Here is a 23,547-nt window from a genome sequence, read left to right as displayed (position 1 = left end):
TGATTATCTATATCCGTCCAGGGAAAAAACAATGGCTATTACCTCACGAGAAAAAACCACCAAGAGCAAGACCAAGAACTCCATTCCGGGCATCAACCGTGTTGCCGCCATCCAGATGGCTTCCGGCCCTGTCGTGGCGGCCAACCTGAGCGAAGCCGAGCGCTTGATCGAAATTGCCGTCAACATGGGAGCCAAGCTTGTTGTGCTACCAGAATATTTCGCCATCATGGGCCTCAAAGATACCGACAAGGTGGCAGCTCGCGAAAAGGAAGGCCATGGTCCTATGCAGCGCTTTCTTTCCAAGACCGCCAAGAAATACCAGATCTGGCTCGTCGGTGGCTCTGTGCCTTTGGAATGCGACAACCCGAACAAGGTACGCAGCGCCTGCCTAGTTTACGATGACAAGGGCAAGCTGGCCGCGCGTTACGACAAGATTCACCTGTTCGGTTTTGATCAGGGCGAAGAGCACTATCAAGAAAAAAACACCATAGAGCCTGGCAGCAAAGTAGTAACCGTCGATACACCTTTTGGCAAGCTGGGCCTTTCCATTTGCTATGATTTACGCTTTCCCGAGCTATACCGCGCCATGGAGGATGTGGACATCATCGTTATCCCCTCCGCCTTTACCGAAACCACTGGCAAGGCGCACTGGGAGACGCTAGTCCGTGCGCGTGCCATTGAAAATCTTTGCTACGTGATTGCGTCCGCGCAGGGCGGCTACCATGCTTCGGGCCGTGAAACACACGGCAACAGCATGATCGTGGACCCATGGGGCGTCGTGCAGGACAGGCTGCCGCGTGGTTCCGGCGTGGTCATTTCATCCATCAACACCGCCTATCAGACAAGCCTGCGCAAAAGCCTGCCCGTGCTGAAGCATCGCAAGCTCTAATCAACCCATATCCCGCCTGGCTTGAAAAATCTGCCAGGCGGCCCCAACTCTTGACTATCACTATGAAATACCTGGCTCCGTTGCCGCGCCAGGCTGCTATGATGGTATCTACCCCCAACCCTGAAGATTTCCCGACATGAAACCTGACCATTTGCCCAACGCTTCCAGCCCTGCTGAACATTCGCATTACGCTACCGCCACCGATACCCTGCTTGCGCCCAGCGGTCTGGATGTGGGGCAGTTACAAGGCGTCATTGGCAGCATCATGTCGCATGAGGTGGATTATGCCGACCTCTATTTCCAGTACAGCCGCGCGGAAAGCTGGGGGTTGGAGGAAGGCCAGGTCAAGTCTGGCAATTTCAGCATCGATCAGGGCGTGGGGGTGCGCGCGGTCAGCGGCGAGAAAACCGCGTTCGCCTATTCCGACGATATCAACCTGCCCGCCCTGCAACAGGCGGCCAATGCCACCCGCGCCATCGCCGCGCTCGGTGAGGAAAAGCAGGCGCAGGCCGTGCAGCAGATCAGCGCACCCCAGCTTTACGTGCCACAGGATCCGATTGACTCATTGAGCGCAGCCGCCAAGGTCAAGCTGCTAGAGCGTCTGGAAATGCTCGCGCGCAAGGCCGACCCGCGCATCACCCAGGTCATGGCCTCGATTGCGGGCGAATATGAAGTCGTCATGGTCGCGCGTCACGACGGCATGATGGCCGCTGATATTCGTCCGCTGGTGCGCCTGTCCATCCAGGTCATCGCCGAACAGAACGGCAGGCGTGAACAAGGCTCCGCTGGCGGCGGTGGCCGTTTTGATTACAGTTATTTCACTGACGAAGTGCTGCAGGATTACGCGCAGAAAGCCGTGCATCAGGCGCTGGTAAACCTGGAAGCGCGCCCTGCTCCTGCAGGCAGCATGACAGTGGTGCTCGGCGCAGGCTGGCCCGGCATTCTGTTGCATGAAGCCATCGGCCACGGCCTGGAAGGCGACTTCAACCGCAAGGGAAGCTCGGCTTTCAGCAATGCCATCGGCCAGCAGGTTGCTGCCAAGGGGCTGACCGTAGTCGATGATGGCACCATCAGTAACCGCCGCGGCTCGCTCAATATTGACGACGAAGGCAACCCCACCCAGCGCACTGTCTTGATCGAGGATGGCATCCTGCGCGGCTACTTGCAGGACAGCCTCAACGCCCGACTCATGAACATGGCACTGACAGGCAATGCGCGGCGCGAATCCTATGCCCACATTCCCATGCCGCGCATGACCAATACCTATATGCTCAACGGCAATATGGCTCCCGAGGAAATCATCAAATCGGTAAAACGCGGTCTTTATGCCGCTAACTTCGGCGGCGGCCAGGTAGACATCACCAGCGGCAAATTCGTGTTCTCCGCCGCGGAAGCCTGGATGATCGAGGATGGCAAGCTCGCCTATCCGGTCAAGGGCGCGACCCTGATCGGCAACGGCCCGGATGTGCTCACCCGTGTCTCCATGATAGGCAACGACATGGCACTCGACAGTGGCGTCGGCACCTGCGGCAAGGAAGGTCAAAGCGTACCGGTGGGCGTAGGCCAGCCTACCCTGCGTATAGACGGCTTGACGGTAGGTGGAACGGTTTAATATGATGGAGATGAAGGTTACCGCCTTCATCCCTCATTAAAAGCAGCATGGCAATCCCGACCATAAGAAAGGAACCAAAATGGCTACAGATCCAAAAACAACAACTGCGAAAAAAACCACGACTCGCAAACCTCCTGCCGATAAGCCCGTAGCCGAAAAGAAAACCACAACAAGGAAAACTACTACTGCCAGCAAGGCCAAGAGTGCGGATAGTGTCGTATCTCAAATCAGTCCTGAAGAGCGTTATCGCATGGTAGAAGTCGCTGCTTATTTTCTTGCTGAACGCAATGGGTTCGCAGGTAGTCCGGTCGAATACTGGACAGCTGCAGAGGCCCAGATCAACAAACTACTCAGCAAATAACTCCCGAATCGGCTACCCGGCATGTCCGTCCACGGACAGTCTGGTATGCCGTGTCTATGTATTCTCAATCCTCTAAATCTTGATCCCAGCGTTGGCTTGCCTTACCTATCCGGGGATATAATAAGTCGTTTATCCCATATGTAACGGCACAGTTCATGCAGTTTTCCCTGCCCCTCCCGGCAACCGGTCAAACCTCCCGCGTCAATCCACTCACTTCCGGCATCGACAGCCTAGCATTGGCCCAGCTTGCCACGCAACGCGCGCAAGCGGCAGCGAAATCACCGGTGGTCGTCATCACTGCCAACGCCTTCGACGCCCAGCGCCTGCTGGAGGAAATTCCCTGGTATGCGCCGCAATTGCGCGTGCATCTGCTGCCGGATTGGGAAACCCTGCCCTACGACCACTTTTCGCCACACCCCGACCTGATCTCGGAACGGCTGGCGACCCTGTACCAGATCAGCCAGAACAGTTGCGACATCGTGCTGGTGCCGGTTTCCACGGCGTTGATCCGCCTGCCGCCGAATGCCTATCTCGACGCGCATACCTTCATGCTGAAAAAAGGCCAGACGCTGGACGTCGAGGCGCTACGCGGCCAGTGCGCCAATGCCGGCTACCACCATGTGAGCCAGGTCATGGGCCCCGGTGAATTCAGCGTGCGCGGCGGCCTTATCGACCTGTTCCCCATGGGCAGCGCCCTTCCCTACCGGCTGGATCTGTTCGACGACGAGGTCGAGACCATCCGCACCTTCGATGTCGATACTCAGCGCAGCCTCTACCCGGTGGCAGAAATCCGCCTGTTGCCCGCGCGCGAGTTTCCACTGGATGAAGCCGGCATTGCACGCTTCCGCCAGAATTTCCGCGAAACCTTCGAGGGCGATCCTTCGCGCAGCCGCATCTACAAGGATATTTCCAAAGGCCTCGCGAGCGGCGGCATCGAATGGTACCTGACCTTGTTCTTCGAGCAGACTGCCACGCTGCTGGACTACGTTCCCGCAGACGCCGTGCTCTGCCTGCACGGCAACCTTGATCAGGCGGCGCAGTCTTTCTGGCAGGACGCCCAATCGCGCTACCGCCAACTGGCGCATGATCCCGAGCGCCCTATCCTCAAACCGGAAGCCCTGCTCATCAAGGCGGAGGACTTTTTCAGCCAATGCCATGCCTGGGGGCGCATCACACTCAGCGTGGAGCAAGGCAACAAGCTGCCGCCGCTGGATGTGGAACGCCGTTCGGAACATCCTCTGCACAAGCTGGAGGGCTTCATCCGCAACAACAAGGGCCGGATCCTGATTGCCGCGGAAAGCCTGGGGCGTCGCGAAACCATGGCGCAGCTATTCGCCGACCATGGCGTTGCCTACGAGCTGGCGGAAAACTGGCAGGACTTCCAGTCCGGCAAGGCCAGCGTCATGCTGGGCATCAGCCCGCTGCATGGCGGCTTCGCAGCAGACGGTATCACCGTCGTCACCGAAGCCGAGCTCTATGCCAACACCGTACGCCAGCAGCGCCGCCGCGACAAAGAGAAGCAGCGCAATACCGAAGGCATGCTGAAAGACCTCTCGGAACTGCGCGAGCATGACCCGGTCGTGCATGAGCAGCACGGCGTCGGACGTTACCGCGGCTTGGTCAATATCGACTTCGGCGAAGGCGAGACCGAATTCCTGTTGCTCGAATATGCAGGCGACGACAAGCTCTATGTTCCCGTTTCGCAACTGTTCCTGATCTCACGCTATTCTGGCGGCCCGCCCGAATCCGCACCATTGCACCGTCTCGGTAGCGGTCATTGGGAAAAAGCCAAAAAGAAAGCACTCAAGCAGGTGCGCGACACCGCTGCCGAATTGCTCAACCTCTACGCCCAGCGCGCCGCGCGCAAAGGCCATTCCTTCAAGCTAGGATTGCAGGATTACGAAGCGTTTGCCGAGGGCTTCCCGTTCGAGGAAACCGAAGACCAGCTTTCTGCCATCGAAGCCGTCATCAACGATATGCAATCTGGCCGCCCCATGGACCGACTGGTATGCGGCGACGTCGGTTTCGGCAAGACTGAAGTCGCGCTGCGCGCCGCCTTCGTCGCCGTGATGGGCGGCAGGCAGGTGGCCGTGCTGGTACCGACAACGCTATTGGCCGAACAGCACTTCAACAACTTCAGCGACCGCTTCGCCGACTGGCCAGTCAAAATCGCCGAAATTTCACGTTTCCGTACGGCCAAAGAACAGGCCCAGGCGCTCAAGGGGCTGGAAGACGGCAGTATCGACATTGTGATCGGCACCCATCGCCTGATCCAGAAAGATGTGAAATTCAAAAATCTTGGTCTAGTCATCCTCGATGAAGAACACCGCTTTGGCGTGCGCCAGAAGGAGCAGCTCAAGGCCATGCGTGCCGAGGTGGACGTGCTGACGCTGACCGCGACGCCGATTCCACGCACCCTGTCGATGGCGATGGAAGGTCTGCGCGAATTTTCCGTGATTGCGACGCCGCCGCAGAAGCGCCTGGCGATCAAGACCTTCGCCACCCATTATTCCGAAGGCATCATCCGCGAGGCCGCCATGCGCGAATTCAAGCGCGGCGGCCAGGTGTATTTCCTGCACAACGAAGTGGACACCATCTTCGTCATGAAGGAAAAGCTGGAGAAAATCCTGCCCGAGGCCCGCATCGGCATCGCCCACGGCCAGTTACGCGAACGCGAGTTGGAACACGTGATGCGCGATTTCTACCAGCAGCGCTTCAACCTACTGCTGTGCACCACCATCATCGAAACCGGCATCGACGTGCCGACGGCCAACACCATCATTATGAACCGCGCCGATATGTTCGGCCTCGCGCAATTACACCAATTGCGCGGGCGCGTGGGCCGCTCGCACCACCAGGCCTATGCCTATCTGCTGACCGACCCCGACCGCAATATCACCCCGCAAGCGCAGAAGCGCCTGGATGCCATCCAATTACTGGAAGACCTCGGCGCAGGCTTCCACCTGGCGATGCACGACCTAGAAATCCGTGGCGCGGGCGAATTGCTGGGCGACAGCCAAAGCGGGGAAATGCAGGAGATCGGCTTCACGCTGTATTCCGAGATGCTTAACCACGCCGTGAAGCAACTCAAGGCTGGCAAGGAACCCGATCTCTCGGCGCCATTGGGCGTCACCACGGAAATCAACCTGCACACGCCCGCCCTGCTGCCCAACGATTATTGCCCGGACGTGCATGAACGCCTGGTGCTCTACAAGCGCCTGGCCAACTGCAACCACGATGACGACCTGGACACCATGCAGGAAGAGCTGATCGACCGCTTCGGCCTGCTGCCCGAGCAAGGCGAAGCGCTGATGGCCTGCCACCGCCTACGCATCGCTGCAAAACCACTGGGCATCAACAAGATAGATGCCAGCGACTCCGCTATCCAATTGCACTTCGCACCCAGCACCGAGCTCGACCCGACCAAGCTCATCGCCCTGCTGCAGCGCGACCGCCGCTGCCGCATGAACGGGCCGGACAAGCTCAGGGTTACGGTACAATACCCCGGCATTACGCAACGCACCGACTTCATCAAACAATTGCTAAAGGAACTCGCCTGACATGCTGGAAAAACTCATTGCGGTTGTTGCCGCCTGGATCATCGGCGTTATCTCGACCATGGGCTACGGCGGCATCGTGCTGCTGATGGCAATCGAATCCGCCTGCATTCCCCTGCCTTCGGAAATCATCATGCCGTTCGCAGGCTTTCTGGTGTTCAAGGGAGAAATGACCTTATGGGGTGTGGCGCTGGCAGGCGCGATCGGCTGTGTGGTGGGCTCCATTCCGGCTTATTATCTCGGCATGTTCGGCGGCAGGCCTATGGTAGAGAAATATGGGAAATGGGTGCTGATTTCCCACCACGACCTGCAACTGGCTGACCGCTGGTTTGCCAAATACGGTGATATCATCATCTTTATTGGCCGCCTGCTTCCCGCAGTACGCACTTTCATTGCCTTCCCTGCAGGCGTGGCCCGCATGGCGATGGGAAAATTTGTGATCTATACCTTCCTGGGTTCCCTGATCTGGTGCTACCTGCTGGCTTATGCGGGTATGAAGTTCGGCCAGCATTGGGAGGATCTGGAAGTCTATTTCCACCAGTTCCACATCGTGCTGGTAGTGGCTGGCGTTATCTTCGCCGTATGGTATATCCGTCGGCATTTCAAGGCTATCCGCCGGGTGCATCACCACGATCATCATTGATCTTCGGCAGTTCCTAATCTAGCTCAGGCACATCTGATATTCACGATGTGCCTGAGTTTTCCTGCATCAGGCTCCTGACCAAATCAACAGAGGTATCAAGGCAAGGCGTGGAATTCTTCCACCAACTCTTTGTTCTCTCCCTCGATCAGCTTACGCGAGTTCTTGTCATTGCGGAACAAGATGGGCCTGGCTTGCAGATAGGGTTTCTGCGCGTTGGCGATGGCTTCGTCGATCAGGTGGCGGTGAGGTGACTTGGTACAGACCGGGTCGGCGGCTTCCGCATCTCCGGCGAGCAGGAATGCCTGGCAGCGGCAGCCGCCCAGGTCTTTTTCCTTCTCATCACAACTGCGGCATGGCTCCTTCATCCAGTCGTCGCCACGATATTTGTTAAAGGCAGGCGATTCTTCCCAGGCCCATTTCAGGCCATTTTCCTTGACGTTGGGAAAGCTCATGTTAGGCAATACGCGTGCGGAATGACAAGGCAGCACGTCGCCGTTGGCGGTGACGATCATGAACACTTCGCCCCAGCCGTTCATGCATTTCTTGGGGCGGTTAGAAAAGTAATCGGGCACGACAAAATAGATTTTCATCTTGTTGCCGACTTTCTGGCGGAATTCGTTGGTCACGGCTTCTGCTTCATCGATCTGTTCCCTGGTCGGCATCAGTTGATTGCGATTGACCAGCGACCAGCCGTAATACTGGGTATTGGCCAGCTCGACGAAGTCGGCACCCAGTGCTTCGGCCATTTCCAGTATTTCCTTGACGTGCTTGATGTTGTAGCGATGGATCACCACGTTGAGCACCATGGGATAGCCATGATCCTTGATCATGGCCGCGACTTTTTTCTTCAGCTTGAAGGTGCTGGTATTGGTAATGAAGTTGTTGATTTCCTCGGTGATGTCGTGCATGGAAAGCTGGATGTGGTCCAGCCCACCCTCCTTGAAGGCGCCAATGCGTTTTTCCGTCAACCCCACGCCGGAGGTGATCAGGTTGGTGTAATACCCCAGCTGGTGCGCTTCCGCCACGATCTCTTCAATATCGTCCCGCAGCAAGGGCTCCCCGCCGGAGATGCCAAGCTGCAATGCGCCCAGCTTGCGGGCATCCCGCAATGCCTGTATCCACTGTTCGGTACTTAGTTCATTCTTGGTGTGCTTGTCGTAATCGGTCGGGTTGTAGCAAAAAGCGCAATGCAAGGGGCAGCGATACGTGATCTCCGCCAACAGCCACAACGGTTGGGTATTGGTCTTGGATGCAGCTACACCATTGTTTTGTTGTACAGTAGTACTCATTTTTCGCTCCTCCGCGTCATGCGCCTGCCACAGGCCGCCTGATTACGCACGCTTCTCCAGCCAGGCCTTTTCCACCGCCAGGTTCAGCATGGCGATGACATCGGCCTGGATATCCGGCACATCAGGAAATGCAGCTTGAACATCGGCCACTATCTGCGCCACGCTGCGTTGCCCGTCCACGCGCTTGATGACTTCTCCCGCTCCACCATTTAGCTTGATCATGCCTTCAGGAAACAGCAGGACATAGCAGCCCTGCGCCTCTTCCCACTGGAAGCGGTAATGGCGCGCAATGGCATAGATGTCATCCATGCCGACGCTGGCATTATCTTGGTTGTTTGAGATAGTCGACATCGTGTTCCACCTTGATATTGGTTGAAGCCAGCATAATAGAGTCGGCAACGACCCAGAGCACGTCCAGCTTGAATTGCAGAATATCCAGCGCTTTTTCCTGCAATTCGCGCGTCTGGCTGAAATAATCCAGCGTCACGGCTAGCCCCTGCTCGACATCACGTCTGGCTTCGGTCAGACGCTTCTTGAAATAGATCAGCCCTTCTTCCTTGATCCAAGGATACATTTCAGGCCAGGAACTGATGCGCTGCTGATGGATATGCGGGGCGAACAACTCGGTAAGCGAGGAGCAAACCGCCTCCTGCCATGGCCGCTGTTTGGCAAAGTTGACATAGGCATCAACAGCAAAGCGCACGCCAGGTGAAACCAGCTTAAGGGAGGTAATCTCTTCCCGGCTCAACCCCACGGCTTCTCCCAGCTTGATCCATGCCTCAATACCACCTTCAGTGTTGGCATCGCCATCATGGTCGATGATGCGCTGTATCCATTCCTTGCGGATTTCCTTGTCCGGACAGTTGGACATGATGGCAGCATCTTTTTGTGGGATGCTGATCTGGTAATAAAAGCGATTGGCGACCCAGCATTGCAACTGCTCACGTGTAAGCTTGCCCTCGTACATCATCACATGGAATGGATGATAGATATGGTAGCCCCGACCCTTGTCGCGCAGTTGCTGCTCGAATTCCTCACGGGTCCAGGGGATGTTGTCTGTCACTGGTGCGTTCATTAACGTCTCCTAGAGAATGATGTCCATGCCGTCATAGGCCACTTCAATGCCATGACGCTCCAGTTCCACGCGCTCGGCAGAGTCTTCACGCAGGATGGGGTTGGTGTTGTTGATATGAATCAGCACGCGGCGCGCATGGGGATAGCCATCCAGCACCTCTATCATGCCGCCGGGGCCGGATTGCGGATTGTGGCCGATGTCGCGGGCCTTCTTGGTCATGAGGCCCATGTCGATCATCTCGGTATTGGTCCAAAAGGTGCCATCCACCATGATGCAATCGGCCTGCTGCATCAAGGCTGGCAAATGTGGCTCGATTTCGCCCAGACCAGGAGCATAAAAGGCTTTCCTGCCATTGTTCGTATCTTCGATCAACACGCCTATGGTGTCGCCCGGGTGCGGGTCGTTACGGTGCGGTGAATACGGGGGCGCCGCACTTTTGAGCGCTACAGCAGTGAAGCGCAGGCTAGGCGCGCCATTCACAGTAAAACTGTTCTTGCCGTCGATCGGGATGTCATGGCGATTCACGCCGCAATAATGCCCAAGGATATTGAGCAATGGATTACCAGTGGTCAGATCCTGGTACACCATATCGGTGCAATAGATTTCGCGCTTGACCTGACCTTCGCGCAGCATCAGCAACCCGGTAGTGTGGTCAATCTGCGCATCAATCAGCACAATGCCTGCAATGCCACTATCGCGAATGGCACGAGCAGGTTGTAACGGAGGAAATTCCTGGATTTGCTGAAGAATGTCTGGAGAGGTATTGAACAACACCCAGTTGACGCCATCAGCGCTGACACAGATGGAAGATTGTGTGCGCTTTTTCGCCTTGATCTTGCCTTTACGCAGGCCATCGCAATTCGGGCAATTGCAGTTCCACTGCGGAAAACCGCCGCCGGCTGCCGACCCTAAAACATGAATATGCATATCAGCCCTTACTCAAACTCGTTGCTACTGGAAACGGCCGGGCAAGAACCCGGCCATGACCGTCACTTAGCGGTTGCAAACGTACATAGTGACTTCAAAACCGAAACGCATTTCAGTAACTTCTGGCTTGGTCCACATAATACTCTCCTGTTAATTTAAATTGATTTTCAACGCTACTTTCGGGCAAAACACCTGACAGCAACGTGGACATATTGTGCGTCCTGGGACATGAACGAAACAGTGCGAAAACACCGAAAGTCGTCTCATGATTATCATGAGTCAATCAGGAGGAGCCAAACTGCAAGCCAGTCTGGAAAGCAATCAGGCCTCAAAAGAGGCCTGATTTCAGAATTAAGTAGGTACTTTTAGTACCTGCTCCAACACTTCCAGGAAGCGGTCATTTTCTGCATACAAACCAATGCTGACACGCAGATAATCAGGCATTTCATACGCGGCGACAGGCCGCACAATCACGCCAGCCTTCAGCAGTTGCTGATATACCCCTGCCGCGTCAGTGACATGGAAGCTCACGAAGTTGCCATATGAAGGAATGTAATCCAGACCCAAGCTGGTCAAGCCTTGGGTAATCTGCGCCATGCCCGCCTGGTTGAGCGCATAAGTACGCTGGACGAAGTCCTCATCACTTAACGCGGCTACTGCCGCAGCCTGTGCCACACTATTGACATTGAATGGCTGGCGCACGCGGTTGATCAAGTCCGCCACTTCGGGCGCAGCCACGCCATAGCCGATCCGCAACCCTGCCAAACCATAGGCCTTGGACATGGTTCTGGAAATCAGCAGATTACTGAACTCCTTGAGCCATAAGAGTGCCTCAGATTTGCTCTCGGCGGGGAGATATTCGTCATATGCCTCATCCAGCACTACCAATACATGCTCAGGCACTTTAGCAAGGAACGCGCGCAATTCCGCTTTTGCAAGCAAAGTGCCAGTAGGATTGTTCGGATTGGCAATGAAAACAATGCGGGTTTTATCTCTGACCGCCGCCAGCATGGCATCCAGGTCATGACCAAAATTCCGCGCTGGAACACTGATGCCAGTTGCTCCTGTTGCCAAAGTCACCAGCGGGTAAACGGCAAAGGCATGCTGGGAATAGACTGCCTCGGTGCCAGGTGTAAGAAATGCGCGCGCAGCCAGTTCCAGGATATCGTTGGATCCATTCCCGAATATCAATTGGTCTGGCTGCAAGCCGAACTTGCGGCAGAGGCAATCCCTTAGCGCAAAGCTGTTGCCATCGGGATAGCGGGCAATGTCCTCCAGCGCTTCCTGCATGGCTTCATACGCCTTGGGGCTCACCCCCAGAGGATTTTCATTGGAAGCCAACTTGATGATGTTTTCAGGGTTGAGGTTCATTTCCCGCGCCAGCTCGGTGATGGGCTTGCCGGGCTGGTAAGGCGCAATGGCACGAATATTGGACGGCGCGAGGTCGCACAGCCTAGTCACGATAGTATTCCTTTAAATTAAGTAAATTTGAAATTGAATGTATTCAGGTTCGAGCAGGCTCTTGTCGGCTCGCGCGCTTGACTTCGTACATGGCGTGATCCGCGCGCCGGATGACATCGACCGCCGACACATCACGGTAGGGGAAAACACACACGCCTATACTGGCAGACAAGTCATGAATCGGCGGCAAACCGTCCAAGATAATGGGGGCAAGGAACTGCCGCTGCAACTTTTCCGCCAGTATTTGCGCCGCTTCCGGGCTACCGATATCCCGTGCCAGAATAAAAAACTCATCTCCCCCTAAACGCGCCAGGGTGTCCGCTTCACGCACGGTATATTTGAGGCGGGTCGCCACCTCTTTCAACACCACATCACCTATAAGGTGGCCGTAGGTATCATTGATGGGCTTGAAGCGATCGAGATCAATGAACAATCCTGCGCACACCTGGTCATTGCGGATTGCCAGATTGATAGCCTGTTCAATGCGGTCCAGCAGCAACTCTCGATTGGGCAAACCGGTCAGCCGGTCATGCAAGGCTCGTTCCTGCTGGCGCTTGCGTTCATTATCCAGATCTTTTTCACGCAGGAAAAGTGCCCGGCTCTGCCTTTCCACGACATAGCTTGCAAAGCCCCCCACGATATTGGCCGACAGGATAAACATATCGTAAATCAATACCTGCAGCAGCGGCAAAGGCCGTAGGAACAGGAACATCACATTGAACACCAGCAGCAGTGCCACACCCACCATTGCCGAGTTGAAGAACCGTAATCCTGAGAAGGTGTAGGTCCAGAACACCATGATCACCAGGCCGGTATAGTAGAAGTTGATGGCCGCCACCGGCATGTAACTGACCTGCGCCAGCAAACCTATACCACTGAACAGAGCCACGATGGACAGCAGTAACTGATTATTCCTGGAAAAATACTCGGAAAAGGAGAGCCAGAATACGGCGCAGAACAACATCACTACCATGATGCGGATATACCAGACATGCACAAACACTTCCGGCTTGACGAACAATGGATCCAGCAAGCCATACAACATGTACATGATAGCGCCCACCAGCAGGGCCAATCGTGAATGACGGCGCAGACTAGAATGCGTATGTGCCTGGTAATCCTCTTCCAGAGGCGTGTGCTCGAACTTCAACTTCCACTTATGCGATGAAGCAGTTTCCAACAGGTCCTGGCTAAGCGGCATACTCCCCTTTCAACGATAGATCATACGCGTTTCATCATACGCAAACCCAGATTCAAAATCCATGAAGCACTCAGGGAAATCAAACCAGGTGACATATAAGCATGCGCCAGACATAGCATCTGGCGCATGCACGCATCATATTATAGCTATCGGATAGGAACCAAGAAGCTTGAATAAGGATGACTTTTCCTCAAGCTCGTGTAACGCCTTGGCAACTTTGGGATCCTTGTAGTGCCCTTCTATATCCACGAAAAATACATACTCCCAGATACCCAGTTTGGACGGACGGGATTCGAACTTGGTCATGTCAACGCCATGCTGGGCAAGTGGGGAAAGCAGCCCCACCACCGCTCCAGGCACATTCTTGGCCGCCAGTAGCAGAGAAGTCTTGTCTTGGCCAGAAGGTTCGACCTCATGCGCAGACAGGACGAGGAATCGCGTGACATTTTTCGGGTCGTCCTCGATGTTTTCTGCCAGTAATGCCAAATCAAAGATCTCGGCAGCGCGCTTGCCAGCAATCGCCACAGCAAAAGGATCTTGCGCTGCCAGCTCGGCGGCTTGCGCATTGCTGCCGGTGCTGACTCGTTCAACACCACTCAGATTGAGATTGAGCCATTCGTGGCATTGCCCAAGCGACTGGGCATGGGAATAGACGCGCCTGATCTCGCCAACTGCATCCTTGCGTCGTAACAGGCAATGATGCACCGGCAGGGCAATCTCGCCGCAAATATGCAGACTGGTGGTAGTCAGCAGATCCAAGGTCCGCCCCACTGCCCCTTCCGTCGAGTTTTCTACCGGCACAACAGCATAATCGGCAGCGCCAGACTCAACCTTGCGGAATACTTCATCAATCGAGATACATGGCATAGGAGCACCCATGCCGCCAAACTGCTTGCTGGCTGCCTCTTCGCTGAATGTGCCTAGGGGGCCAAGGAAGGCAACCGAAAGCTCACGCTCCAATGCTCGGCAGTTAGACATGATGCTGCGAAAAACAGCAGTCAAAGCCTCTGCGGACAGTGGGCCCCTGTTTTTTTCCAGCAGGCGGCGCAATACCTGCGCCTCGCGCTCTGGCCGGTACACTGGCCCTTCCCCCTTGAGCTCCCCGATTTCACGCGCCAGCGCAGCCCGCGCATTGATTAATTGCAGCAATTGCTCGTCAATTGCGTCAATCTGGTCCCGGCACTCTTTCAGAATATCACTCATGCAGACCTCTTCTTAACCGCGGGTGCGTGCAAAATCCTGCATGAAAGCCACCAATGCCTGCACACCTTCAATAGGCATAGCGTTATAAATGGAGGCACGCATACCACCCAACAGCCGGTGCCCCTTGAGTTGCAACAAGCCATTGGCCTCGGCCTGTTTGAGGAATTCTGCGTCAAGCGCGCTATCCTTGAGCGTGAATGGCACATTCATGCGCGAACGGTTTTCCTCGGCAATCGGAGAGTTGTAAAAATCACTGCTATCGAAATAATCGTATAGTAATGCCGCTTTCTCGATATTGAGCTTTTCCACGGCTGCCAGGCCGCCTTTGGCCTTCAACCATTTGAATACCAGCCCCGCCATGTAAATGCCATAAGTTGGGGGCGTGTTATACATGGAGCCATTGTCGGCATGTATCTTGTAATCGAACATGGTCGGCGTGCCAGCAATAGTCTGGCCAATGAGATCTTCGCGCACAATCACAATGGTCAGCCCGGCAGGGCCAATATTTTTCTGCGCCCCTGCATAAATCAAGCCGAACTGTGACACATCCACGGGCCGCGAAAGAATGTGTGATGACATATCCACCACCAACGGCACATGACCGGTCTGCGGCGTCCAGAACACCTCCAGACCGCCGATAGTTTCATTCGAGGTGTAATGCACATAGGCTGCATCCGGGTTCAACTTCCATTGTGATTGCTGTGGCACCCTGAAATACTGGTGATCTTTGCCTGAGGCCACGACGTTGACCTTGCAATACCTGGCTGCCTCTTCAATCGCTTTCTGCGCCCAGATACCGGTATCCAGGTAATCTGCCGTATCCTTGCCGCGCAAGAGATTCATAGGAATCATGGAAAATTGCGCATGTGCTCCGCCCTGCAGAAACAGCACCTTATAATTGGCGGGAATATTCATGAGCTCACGCAAATCGGCTTCCGCCTCGTTGGCGATGCTAATGAATTCCTTGCCGCGATGGCTCATTTCCATCACGGACATGCCGGAGCCATGCCAATCCAGCATTTCGTTACTTGCCTGTTGCAGCACTTCCTTGGGCAAGACCGCCGGCCCGGCAGAGAAATTATAGATTTGCGTCATATATTCAATTCTGAATTTGGTTAAGCAATCGTTTCAGTATCGCTGTCGTCATCCGTCTCGACAACCTTTTCTAGGCCAGACAGCTTCTCGCCTTCACCCAGGTTGATCAAGGTCACACCCTGAGTAGCACGGCCCAACTCGCGGATTTCCTTGACCCGGGTACGAATCAATACGCCGCCGGTCGTAATCAGCATGATCTCGTCATCATCACTTACCAACCTTGCAGCCACTACCGTGCCATTACGTTCACTGGTGGCAATCGCCTTCACACCCTGAGTGCCGCGGCCGGAATGACGGAAATCAGCCAGGACGGTGCGCTTGCCGTAGCCATTTTCAGTGGCCACCAACACGGTTTGCTTGTCGTTATCGGCGATCAGCAGGGAAATCACCTGCTGCTTGGCTTGCAGCTTCATGCCGCGCACGCCGCGCGCCGCACGCCCCATCGCACGCACGTCTTCTTCATCGAACCAGACCGCTTTACCGCCGTTGGAAACGAGGACGATGTCGTTCACGCCGTTGGTGACTTCGGCCCCGATCAGGTAATCGCCATCGTCCAGGTTCAGCGCAATAATGCCGGAACGGCGTGGGTTGGAGAACTCAATCAGTGCCGTTTTCTTGACAGTGCCCTTGGCAGTCGCCATGAACACATAATGATTTTCGTCGAACTCCTTGACCGGCAGGATGGCATTGATCTTTTCGCCCTCCTCCAACGGGAACAGGTTGACGATCGGCTTGCCGCGGCTGATGCGGCTGCCTTGCGGCACTTCGTAGACCTTGAGCCAATAGACACGACCGCGGCTTGAGAAGCACAGGATGTAGTCGTGCGTATTCGCCACGAACATCTTGTCGATGAAATCGTCTTCCTTGGTGGCCGCCGCCTGCTTACCGCGGCCACCGCGGCGTTGCGCACGGTATTCTTCCAGCGGCTGCGACTTCACATAGCCGGTATGCGAAAGCGTCACCACCACGTCCTGCGGCGTAATCAGGTCTTCCAGCGAAAGGTCTTGCGCGTTGTGCACAATCTCGCTGCGGCGCTTGTCACCGAACTGATTGAGGATAGCTGCCAGCTCTTCCACAATGATTTGCGTCACGCGCTCGGACTTGGCGAGGATATCAAGCAAATCGGCAATGATATCCATAACCTCCTTGTATTCGTTGACGATCTTGTCCTGTTCCAGGCCGGTCAAGCGTTGCAAACGCATCTGCAGGATTTCCTGCGCCTGCACGTCGGACAATCTGTAGCCATTCGGGGTCAGGCCGAAATCGACGGACAGGCCTTCAGGACGCGAAGCCTCCATGGCTGCACGCTTGAGCATTTCCTCTACCACGGGCGACTTCCAGGTGCGCGCCATCAATTCGCGCTTGGCTTCCGGCGGCGTCGGTGCGGCCTTGATCAGGGCAATCATCTCGTCCACGTTGGCCAATGCCACTGCCAGGCCTTCGAGCACGTGGCCGCGCTCGCGCGCCTTGCGCAATTCGTAGACGGTACGGCGCGTCACCACTTCGCGGCGGTGGCGCAGGAAGGCTTCCAGCATCTGCTTGAGATTGAGCAGGCGCGGCTGGCCGTCCAGCAGCGCCACCATGTTCATGCCGAAAGTATCTTGCAGTTGGGTCTGCTTGTAGAGGTTGTTAAGCACGACTTCAGGGACTTCGCCGCGCTTGAGCTCGATCACGACGCGCATGCCGGACTTGTCGGATTCATCGCGCAGGTCGGAAATGCCCTCGATCTTCTTCTCGTTGACCAGCTCGGCAATTTTCTCAACGAACGTCTTCTTGTTGACCTGGTACGGTAGCTCATCCACGATCAAGGCCTGGCGGTTGCCCTTTTCCAGGTCTTCGACGTGGGTGCGGCCGCGCATCACCACGCGTCCGCGGCCAGTGCGGTAACCTTCTTTGACACCCACAGTGCCGTAAATGATGCCCGCAGTGGGGAAATCAGGCGCCGGAATGATCTCGATCAGCTCATCAACACTCAGTTCCGGGTTTTTGAGCAAGGCCAGACAGCCTGCGATGACTTCGTTGAGATTGTGCGGCGGTATATTGGTCGCCATGCCAACCGCGATACCGGAGCTGCCATTAATCAGCAGGTTAGGTATGCGTGCTGGCATGATCAATGGCTCGTGTTCGGAACCATCATAGTTAGGGCCAAAATCAACAGTTTCCTTGTCAATATCGGCGAGCAATTCGTGCGCAATACGCGCCATGCGGATTTCGGTGTACCGCATTGCTGCAGCATTATCGCCATCCACAGAGCCAAAGTTGCCCTGGCCATCAACCAGCATGTAACGCAGAGAGAAATCCTGGGCCATGCGCACGATAGTGTTGTAGACCGCAATATCGCCGTGCGGGTGGTATTTACCGATGACGTCACCGACAATACGCGCGGATTTCTTATATGGCCTGTTCCAGTCGTTGTTCAGCTCGTGCATCGCAAACAGTACACGGCGATGCACGGGTTTAAGGCCATCGCGCACATCAGGCAACGCACGCCCCACGATCACGCTCATGGCGTAATCCAGGTACGAACGGCGCATCTCGTCTTCGAGGCTGATAGGGAGGGTTTCTTTTGCGAACTGATCCATTATTGGCTATCGGCTTAAAGTGGCTGAAAGACTTGGATTTTAGCACGATACGAGTGCCAAAGCATGTCACGATCTCCCCATTAGCCACGATGCATTTCGCCAATCACCTTCCATCACGCTCGCAAAAATTCATTAGTAATTTGCAGGGACTTACTTTAGGCTATCGCGTTTTCAACGCCTAGCAATCAGATTAAGGAGAAAGCATATGGCCGTTCTAGTTGGCAAGCCAGCACCCGATTTCACCGCAGCAGCCGTTCTTGGCGACAACTCCATCAAAGAAGATTTCACCCTTTCCGAACACATCAAGGGCAAATCTGCTGTTATCTTCTTTTACCCGCTGGATTTCACTTTTGTCTGCCCTTCCGAACTGATCGCCTTCGATCATCGCCTGGCAGAATTCAAGGCGCGCGGCGTTGAAGTGATTGGCATATCTATCGACTCTCATTTTACTCACCTGGCCTGGAAGAACACTCCAGTAGACAAGGGCGGTATCGGCCAGGTTGGTTACCCATTGGTTGCCGACATCAAGCACGATATCTGCAAGGCGTATGATGTTGAAGCTGACGGCGGCGTGGCTTACCGTGGTTCTTTCCTCATCAACAAGGATGGCGTTGTGGTGCACCAGGTTGTGAACGACCTGCCATTGGGCCGTGACATTGATGAAATGCTGCGCATGGTTGATGCATTGCAATTCTTCGAAGCTCACGGCGAAGTCTGCCCTGCTGGCTGGAAAAAAGGCAAAGCTGGTATGAACGCTTCCCCGGAAGGCGTTGCCAAGTATCTGGCAGAAAACGCTTCCAGCCTGTAATTCACTCTAGGCCAGATATAAAAAACGGGACATGATGTCCCGTTTTTTATTGGCTGAAACAATAACGGCTACTTACGACGCGCACCCAACGCCACCACGGCAATACCAGCAACAATCGTGATAATGCTCACCGCCTGCGGAATCACCACATCCTTTTCCACTTCGGCAGTAGCCTTCAATGAACCAAGCTGGACTACTGTTTCCTCCGTTGTGTAGCTAAACCCCTGGTAAACCAGGGATACAACGCCAAAAACAATCAGCAATAGCCCAACGACTATAGATGCTTTCATCGCCATCTCCTTGCCTGCATGCAATGCAGGTTATTCGTTGAATTTTTTGCGAGCTTCGGTAATCGCGCGTTTGATGGCATCCCAGGCATCGTCGCTTCCCTTGCGCAGTTCCTGCCAGGCTTCACCGGCAGAAGCCTGAATCTCAGCCAGCTTGAGCTTGGCCTCATCGCGCTTCTGCTTCAACGCTACCACCTGCTCATCGTACTTGATATGCAGTTCGGCATCCGCCTGGCGCACCCTGGCTTCCAACACATCAATATCAGCACTCCACTCATCGAGTTGCGCCTTGAGCTTTTCTACATATTCGTCTTTCAAACTCATATTTCCACTCCTTGATCAGTTAAATATATCGTTGCGCTGGTCATACTATAACGCAATCCTCTCAATCCGTCGTGCCAAGCCATGCCAGATCCGCCTTGAGGTCATCCACATGCTCCAGGCCGACTGCGACACGGATCAAGCCGTCGCCAACTCCGGCAGCTGCACGCGCTTCCGCGCTGACCCGGCTATGTGTGGTGGTTGCCGGATGGGTAATCGTGCTCTTGGCATCCCCCAGGTTGGCCGTGATGGAAATCATCCTGGTGGAATCAATGAGGTGCCAGGCAGCAGGCTGACCACCCTTGACGTCAAAGGAAACGATCGCACCACCGTTTTTCTGCTGGCGCATTGCCAGCGCATGTTGCGGATGCGATGCCAAGCCTGGGTAATAGACACGCTCCACGCGAGGCTGCCTCTCCAGCCATTGCGCCAATTCCAGCGCGCTACGCGCATGGGCCTCCATGCGAACATGCAGCGTTTCCAGGCCTTTAAGGAACACCCAGGCATTGAACGCACTCATGGTCGGTCCAGCCGTGCGCAGAAAACCGTAGACAGGCTCCAGCAGGGCCTTGTTGCCAAGCACGGCGCCACCCAGGCAGCGCCCCTGGCCGTCAATGTATTTGGTCGCAGAATGCACGATGACATCCGCACCAAGCTCCAGCGGCTTCTGTACCGCAGGAGTGCAAAAGCAATTATCCACGACCAGCAAGGCGCCTGCGGCATGAGCAATGTCAGCCAGCGCCGTAATATCGCAAATCTCGGTCAAGGGGTTGGAAGGCGTTTCCACAAAAAACAGCTTGGTGTTCGGCTGTACAGCAGCCCTCCATTCTTCCGGGTCAGACAGGGAAACAAAGGTTGTTTCCAGCCCCCAGCGCTTAAGGATATTGCCGAACAACTGCGCTGTGGTGCCAAACAGGCTGCGCGAAGCCACAATGTGGTCGCCAGCGGAGCACAAGCCCATGACGCACGCCAGGATGGCAGACATGCCAGAGGATGTCGCCACGCAAAACTCGGCGCCCTCCAGGGCTGCCAGCTTGTTCTGGAACATGGTGACGGTCGGGTTGGTGAAACGGGAATAGATATTCCCCGGTTCTTTTCCGCCAAATCGAGCCGCTGCCTGCGCTGCGCTTTCAAAGACAAAGCTGGAGGTCAAGAACATGGCTTCGGAATTTTCACCAAACGCGGTCTGCTCACCCCCTGCCCGCACACCCAGTGTTTCGGCATGCCACTCATGCTGACTCATAACATTCTTACCTTTCTGCCCGTCATCAGGCTCAATTCAAAAGAAACGGGCATGAAAAAACCCGTCATAGCTCCAACGCTAAAACGGGTTTCAAGATCAACTCGCTTTAGCAGTATTTATATTGCGCCCGCAAGCTGAGTGTTGCTTCTCCTCAAATCAGCGCATGGATTGATACTATTCCTGACAGAGTCAGAGGTCAAGTTAGATCAGCTCTTCCTCTTCTGCTCCAGCAAGATTCAAGTCAAGCTGGGTAATCGAGTTGGCAGGACGCGTTTGCTTGGCGCCATCGCCGCGCGCGGCTTCCGCCCGGTTAAGATAGACCTCGTCAATATCTCCTGTGATGTACTTTCCATCAAAACAGGAACAATCGAATACCTGAATATCAGGATTACTCTTTTGCACTGCGGTAATCAATGCTTCCAGGTCCTGATAAATCAGGGCATCAGCGCCGATTTCCGCACAGATTTCCTCATCTGTGCGGTCAGTCGCCAACAACTCGCTGCGCGAAGGCATATCGATTCCATAAACATTAGGAAAGCGCACCGGCGGCGCTGCAGATGCAAAAAATACCTTGCTGGCTCCCGCATCCCGCGCCATCTGCACGATTTGCTTGGAAGTGGTGCCGCGAACGATGGAATCATCCACTAACAGCACATTCTTGCCCTGGAACTCCATGCCAATCGGGTTGAGTTTTTGTCGCACGGATTTCTTGCGCAACGCCTGGCCAGGCATGATGAAGGTACGGCCAATATAGCGGTTTTTGATAAAACCTTCGCGATAGGTGAGGTTGAGCTTGTTGGCAAGCTCCAGGGCACTCGGACGGCTGGTATCCGGAATCGGGATCACCACGTCGATCTTGAGATCACTCCATTCACGCGCAATCTTGTCAGCCAGGCTTTCACCCATGTGCAGGCGGGTCTGGTAGACCGATACCTTGTCAATCACGGAGTCAGGACGGGCTAGATAAACATATTCAAAAATACACGGCGCCAACTGGGGCGCTTCAGCACATTGGCGTGAGAAGAAATTACCTTCCAGGTCAATGAATATCGCCTCACCAGGCTCCACATCACGCACCAGGGTAAAGCCCAGCACATCCAGCGCCACGCTCTCGGAAGCCACGATATATTCTGTGCCCTGTTCTGTTTCGTGCTTGCCAATGACCAGGGGACGGATGCCATTCGGGTCACGGAAAGCCAGTAGACCGAAATTGGCAATCATCGCCACAACCGCGTAAGCCCCGCGGCAGCGCTTATGAACACCTGTCACTGCTTCAAACACCATGTCGGCATTCAATACCGCGCTGTGCGAAGAGAGTTCGATCTCATGCGCCAATACATTAAGCAATACTTCGGAATCGGAATTGGTATTGATGTGGCGCAGGTCCTGCCTGAACATTTCCTGCTTGAGCTGGGCTGAATTGGTCAGGTTACCGTTATGCCCAAGCACGATACCGAACGGGGAATTTACATAGAAAGGCTGGGATTCGGCAGCAGAAGAAGAGCCCGCGGTAGGATAACGCACATGGGCGATACCGGCATTGCCGATCAGGCTACGCATGTGGCGCGTCCTGAATACATCCTGCACCAGGCCGTTGTTCTTATGCATGAAAAAGGTATTGCCATCACAGGTGACGATCCCCGCAGCATCCTGTCCGCGATGCTGTAGCACCAGCAATCCGTCATAGAGTAGCTGATTTACTGGGTTTTTACCGACTACACCGATAATTCCACACATAAGCTATATGCCTTAAAAACAAAAATCTGAAGCGACCAGAGTCAAACCGCTTGTTTCAATCTAGTCGTATTTAATATGTTTTGCAATATCCTGCGCAAACCAGGGCAGGATAGCCATCACCATCGCCTCCAGCGGCGCACTGAACATCGCATTCCGCCAGCGCGTGTCCTGCGGTAACGAAGTCAGGCCGCCCAGCAGCACTAAGGTCAATACAATGAGCAATCCGCGGACAAAGCCAAACAAGCCACCCAAGCCACGATCCAGGGCACTCAATCCCATGGTCTTGAATAATTGGGCAATTGCGATGGCTAGCAGGCTACATACTAATAATGAGGACAAAAACAAAATTATAAAGGCGGCGAGGAATTTCAATTCTTCCGAGGGAATGGAATCCGGCAGCATGACGGACACTTCCACGGTATAGAGCTTTGCTACTATGAATGCAATGATCCAGGCTGCCAGCGCCAATATCTCGCGCACAAAACCACGCATGATGCTGAGCAATACGGAAATCCCAATAATCGCCAGCACTGCATAATCGAAACCTGTCATGCTATTTGTTGCTGATGATCATGCCGGACAAACCAGCGGCCTTGACCTTGTTCATGGCTTGCTCAGCAGATTCCCGGCTGGCAAATGGACCAACCCGCAAACGGGTCTTATCCCCTGCCGGGGTAGCAATAATTTCCGTATGGGATTTCAAGCCTTGGCCGGACAGTTTGTCCTGCAGGTTCTTGACATTGATCGGATCGGAGAACACGCCTATCTGTACCAGAAAACTTCCTGCCGCTGCTGGCTTGGTTTCTACTGGTTTCTGCTTTTCCTTGGCAGTGTCAGGCTTGGAAGAGGCAGCCGCCTTGGGAGCTACCGGCTTTGCCTCGGGCTTGGCCGCTTCCTTCTTCACAGGTTCTGGAATGGCTTGTTTGATTACCTCTGGCTTGGGTGTTGGCTGAACAGTCGGCGCTTCAAAATCGGGATCGGTATTATGCTGTTCTGATAAAGATAGTACCGGTTCGGAAATCACTTCCTCTACAGGTTCACCCTGCGGGGCCACCTTGGATGTAAATTCAGGACCATCCTGACTAGGGATGTGAATAGCAATTTCCTGTTGCGGGGTTTTACTGCTACGGTCATCCAGAACCATCGGCAAAATGGTCACCATCAACAACACCAGCGCAATCGCTCCAACCAGGCGACGGCGCGCACGTTTCTTGAATTGAAGTTCCTGATCATTCGACTGGTCGGAAGCCATTAAA

At 54.8% G+C, this 23,547-nt stretch carries 22 protein-coding genes; 6 read left to right on the top strand and 16 right to left on the bottom strand.

Annotated features, from left to right (window positions below; all coding sequences use genetic code 11):
• The first annotated feature begins 31 nt into the window (after positions 1 to 31).
• The 5 genes from V7Z75_RS00395 (at position 32) to V7Z75_RS00375 (ending at position 7,062) form a co-directional block, all read left to right on the top strand.
• Positions 32 to 889 (top strand): carbon-nitrogen hydrolase family protein, encoded by an 858-nt coding sequence (locus V7Z75_RS00395; protein WP_334106308.1) that lies wholly within the window; start codon positions 32 to 34, stop codon positions 887 to 889.
• Between the two features lie 136 nt (positions 890 to 1,025).
• Complete coding sequence (gene tldD, locus V7Z75_RS00390; RefSeq protein ID WP_334106306.1) at positions 1,026 to 2,501, top strand: metalloprotease TldD; 1,476 nt, start codon at positions 1,026 to 1,028, stop codon at positions 2,499 to 2,501.
• Positions 2,502 to 2,580: 79 nt separating this feature from the next.
• A complete protein-coding gene (locus tag V7Z75_RS00385) occupies positions 2,581 to 2,862 on the top strand; it encodes a DUF2934 domain-containing protein (protein WP_334106304.1) in 282 nt (93 codons plus the stop codon).
• A gap of 155 nt (positions 2,863 to 3,017) precedes the next feature.
• Complete coding sequence (gene mfd, locus V7Z75_RS00380; protein ID WP_334106303.1) at positions 3,018 to 6,422, top strand: transcription-repair coupling factor; 3,405 nt, start codon at positions 3,018 to 3,020, stop codon at positions 6,420 to 6,422.
• A 1-nt stretch (position 6,423) separates the two neighbouring features.
• Positions 6,424 to 7,062 carry a DedA family protein gene (locus V7Z75_RS00375; protein ID WP_334106301.1) on the top strand — a complete coding sequence of 213 codons (639 nt, stop codon included), beginning with the start codon at positions 6,424 to 6,426 and terminating at the stop codon, positions 7,060 to 7,062.
• Between the two features lie 95 nt (positions 7,063 to 7,157).
• On the opposite strand, the gene pqqE is transcribed toward V7Z75_RS00375, so the two are convergent.
• The 10 genes from pqqE to gyrA all read right to left on the bottom strand — a co-directional run bounded on the left by pqqE (position 7,158) and on the right by gyrA (position 17,895).
• Positions 7,158 to 8,351, bottom strand: coding sequence for a pyrroloquinoline quinone biosynthesis protein PqqE (gene pqqE / locus V7Z75_RS00370; protein ID WP_334106299.1), 1,194 nt, complete (start codon positions 8,349 to 8,351; stop codon positions 7,158 to 7,160).
• Between the two features lie 42 nt (positions 8,352 to 8,393).
• Positions 8,394 to 8,702, bottom strand: a complete 309-nt coding sequence (gene pqqD / locus V7Z75_RS00365) for a pyrroloquinoline quinone biosynthesis peptide chaperone PqqD (protein ID WP_334106297.1) — start codon at positions 8,700 to 8,702, stop codon at positions 8,394 to 8,396.
• Positions 8,674 to 9,426 carry a pyrroloquinoline-quinone synthase PqqC gene (gene pqqC, locus V7Z75_RS00360; protein WP_334106295.1) on the bottom strand — a complete coding sequence of 251 codons (753 nt, stop codon included), beginning with the start codon at positions 9,424 to 9,426 and terminating at the stop codon, positions 8,674 to 8,676. Before pqqC ends, pqqD begins: the two co-directional genes overlap by 29 nt.
• A gap of 9 nt (positions 9,427 to 9,435) precedes the next feature.
• Entirely contained in the window at positions 9,436 to 10,353 is a 918-nt protein-coding gene (gene pqqB, locus V7Z75_RS00355) for a pyrroloquinoline quinone biosynthesis protein PqqB (RefSeq protein ID WP_334106294.1), read from the bottom strand.
• Between the two features lie 66 nt (positions 10,354 to 10,419).
• The gene (pqqA, locus tag V7Z75_RS00350; protein ID WP_081774944.1) at positions 10,420 to 10,491 is read right to left on the bottom strand and encodes a pyrroloquinoline quinone precursor peptide PqqA; all 72 of its coding nucleotides are present in this window, start codon (positions 10,489 to 10,491) and stop codon (positions 10,420 to 10,422) included.
• Between the two features lie 213 nt (positions 10,492 to 10,704).
• Complete coding sequence (gene hisC, locus V7Z75_RS00345; RefSeq protein WP_334106292.1) at positions 10,705 to 11,814, bottom strand: histidinol-phosphate transaminase; 1,110 nt, start codon at positions 11,812 to 11,814, stop codon at positions 10,705 to 10,707.
• Positions 11,815 to 11,857: 43 nt separating this feature from the next.
• Positions 11,858 to 13,015 carry a GGDEF domain-containing protein gene (locus V7Z75_RS00340; protein WP_334106290.1) on the bottom strand — a complete coding sequence of 386 codons (1,158 nt, stop codon included), beginning with the start codon at positions 13,013 to 13,015 and terminating at the stop codon, positions 11,858 to 11,860.
• Positions 13,016 to 13,150: 135 nt separating this feature from the next.
• Positions 13,151 to 14,218 (bottom strand): prephenate dehydratase, encoded by a 1,068-nt coding sequence (gene pheA, locus V7Z75_RS00335; protein ID WP_334106288.1) that lies wholly within the window; start codon positions 14,216 to 14,218, stop codon positions 13,151 to 13,153.
• A 12-nt stretch (positions 14,219 to 14,230) separates the two neighbouring features.
• On the bottom strand, positions 14,231 to 15,313 hold the full coding sequence (gene serC / locus V7Z75_RS00330; protein WP_334106287.1) for a 3-phosphoserine/phosphohydroxythreonine transaminase: 1,083 nt from the start codon (positions 15,311 to 15,313) through the stop codon (positions 14,231 to 14,233).
• Positions 15,314 to 15,333: 20 nt separating this feature from the next.
• Positions 15,334 to 17,895, bottom strand: coding sequence for a DNA gyrase subunit A (gyrA, locus tag V7Z75_RS00325; RefSeq protein WP_334106286.1), 2,562 nt, complete (start codon positions 17,893 to 17,895; stop codon positions 15,334 to 15,336).
• A gap of 205 nt (positions 17,896 to 18,100) precedes the next feature.
• Here gyrA and V7Z75_RS00320 point away from each other — a divergent pair, with 205 nt between their 5' ends.
• Positions 18,101 to 18,703 carry a peroxiredoxin gene (locus V7Z75_RS00320; protein ID WP_334106284.1) on the top strand — a complete coding sequence of 201 codons (603 nt, stop codon included), beginning with the start codon at positions 18,101 to 18,103 and terminating at the stop codon, positions 18,701 to 18,703.
• A 68-nt stretch (positions 18,704 to 18,771) separates the two neighbouring features.
• On the opposite strand, the gene V7Z75_RS00315 is transcribed toward V7Z75_RS00320, so the two are convergent.
• The 6 genes from V7Z75_RS00315 to V7Z75_RS00290 form a co-directional block, all read right to left on the bottom strand.
• Positions 18,772 to 18,993, bottom strand: a complete 222-nt coding sequence (locus tag V7Z75_RS00315; RefSeq protein WP_334106282.1) for a hypothetical protein — start codon at positions 18,991 to 18,993, stop codon at positions 18,772 to 18,774.
• Positions 18,994 to 19,023: 30 nt separating this feature from the next.
• Positions 19,024 to 19,314, bottom strand: a complete 291-nt coding sequence (locus V7Z75_RS00310) for a hypothetical protein (RefSeq protein WP_334106280.1) — start codon at positions 19,312 to 19,314, stop codon at positions 19,024 to 19,026.
• A 61-nt stretch (positions 19,315 to 19,375) separates the two neighbouring features.
• Positions 19,376 to 20,554 (bottom strand): O-succinylhomoserine sulfhydrylase, encoded by a 1,179-nt coding sequence (locus V7Z75_RS00305; protein ID WP_334106278.1) that lies wholly within the window; start codon positions 20,552 to 20,554, stop codon positions 19,376 to 19,378.
• Between the two features lie 201 nt (positions 20,555 to 20,755).
• On the bottom strand, positions 20,756 to 22,291 hold the full coding sequence (gene purF, locus V7Z75_RS00300) for an amidophosphoribosyltransferase (protein WP_334106276.1): 1,536 nt from the start codon (positions 22,289 to 22,291) through the stop codon (positions 20,756 to 20,758).
• Between the two features lie 60 nt (positions 22,292 to 22,351).
• Positions 22,352 to 22,843 carry a CvpA family protein gene (locus V7Z75_RS00295; RefSeq protein ID WP_334106274.1) on the bottom strand — a complete coding sequence of 164 codons (492 nt, stop codon included), beginning with the start codon at positions 22,841 to 22,843 and terminating at the stop codon, positions 22,352 to 22,354.
• A gap of 1 nt (position 22,844) precedes the next feature.
• Complete coding sequence (locus tag V7Z75_RS00290) at positions 22,845 to 23,543, bottom strand: SPOR domain-containing protein (RefSeq protein WP_334106272.1); 699 nt, start codon at positions 23,541 to 23,543, stop codon at positions 22,845 to 22,847.
• Positions 23,544 to 23,547: the final 4 nt, after the last annotated feature.

Source organism: Methylobacillus sp. (genome assembly GCF_036844465.1).
Taxonomy (GTDB): Bacteria; Pseudomonadota; Gammaproteobacteria; order Burkholderiales; family Methylophilaceae; genus Methylobacillus.
The sequence above is the reverse complement of the archived record's forward strand: the minus strand, read 5'-3'. Positions and strand labels throughout refer to the sequence as shown.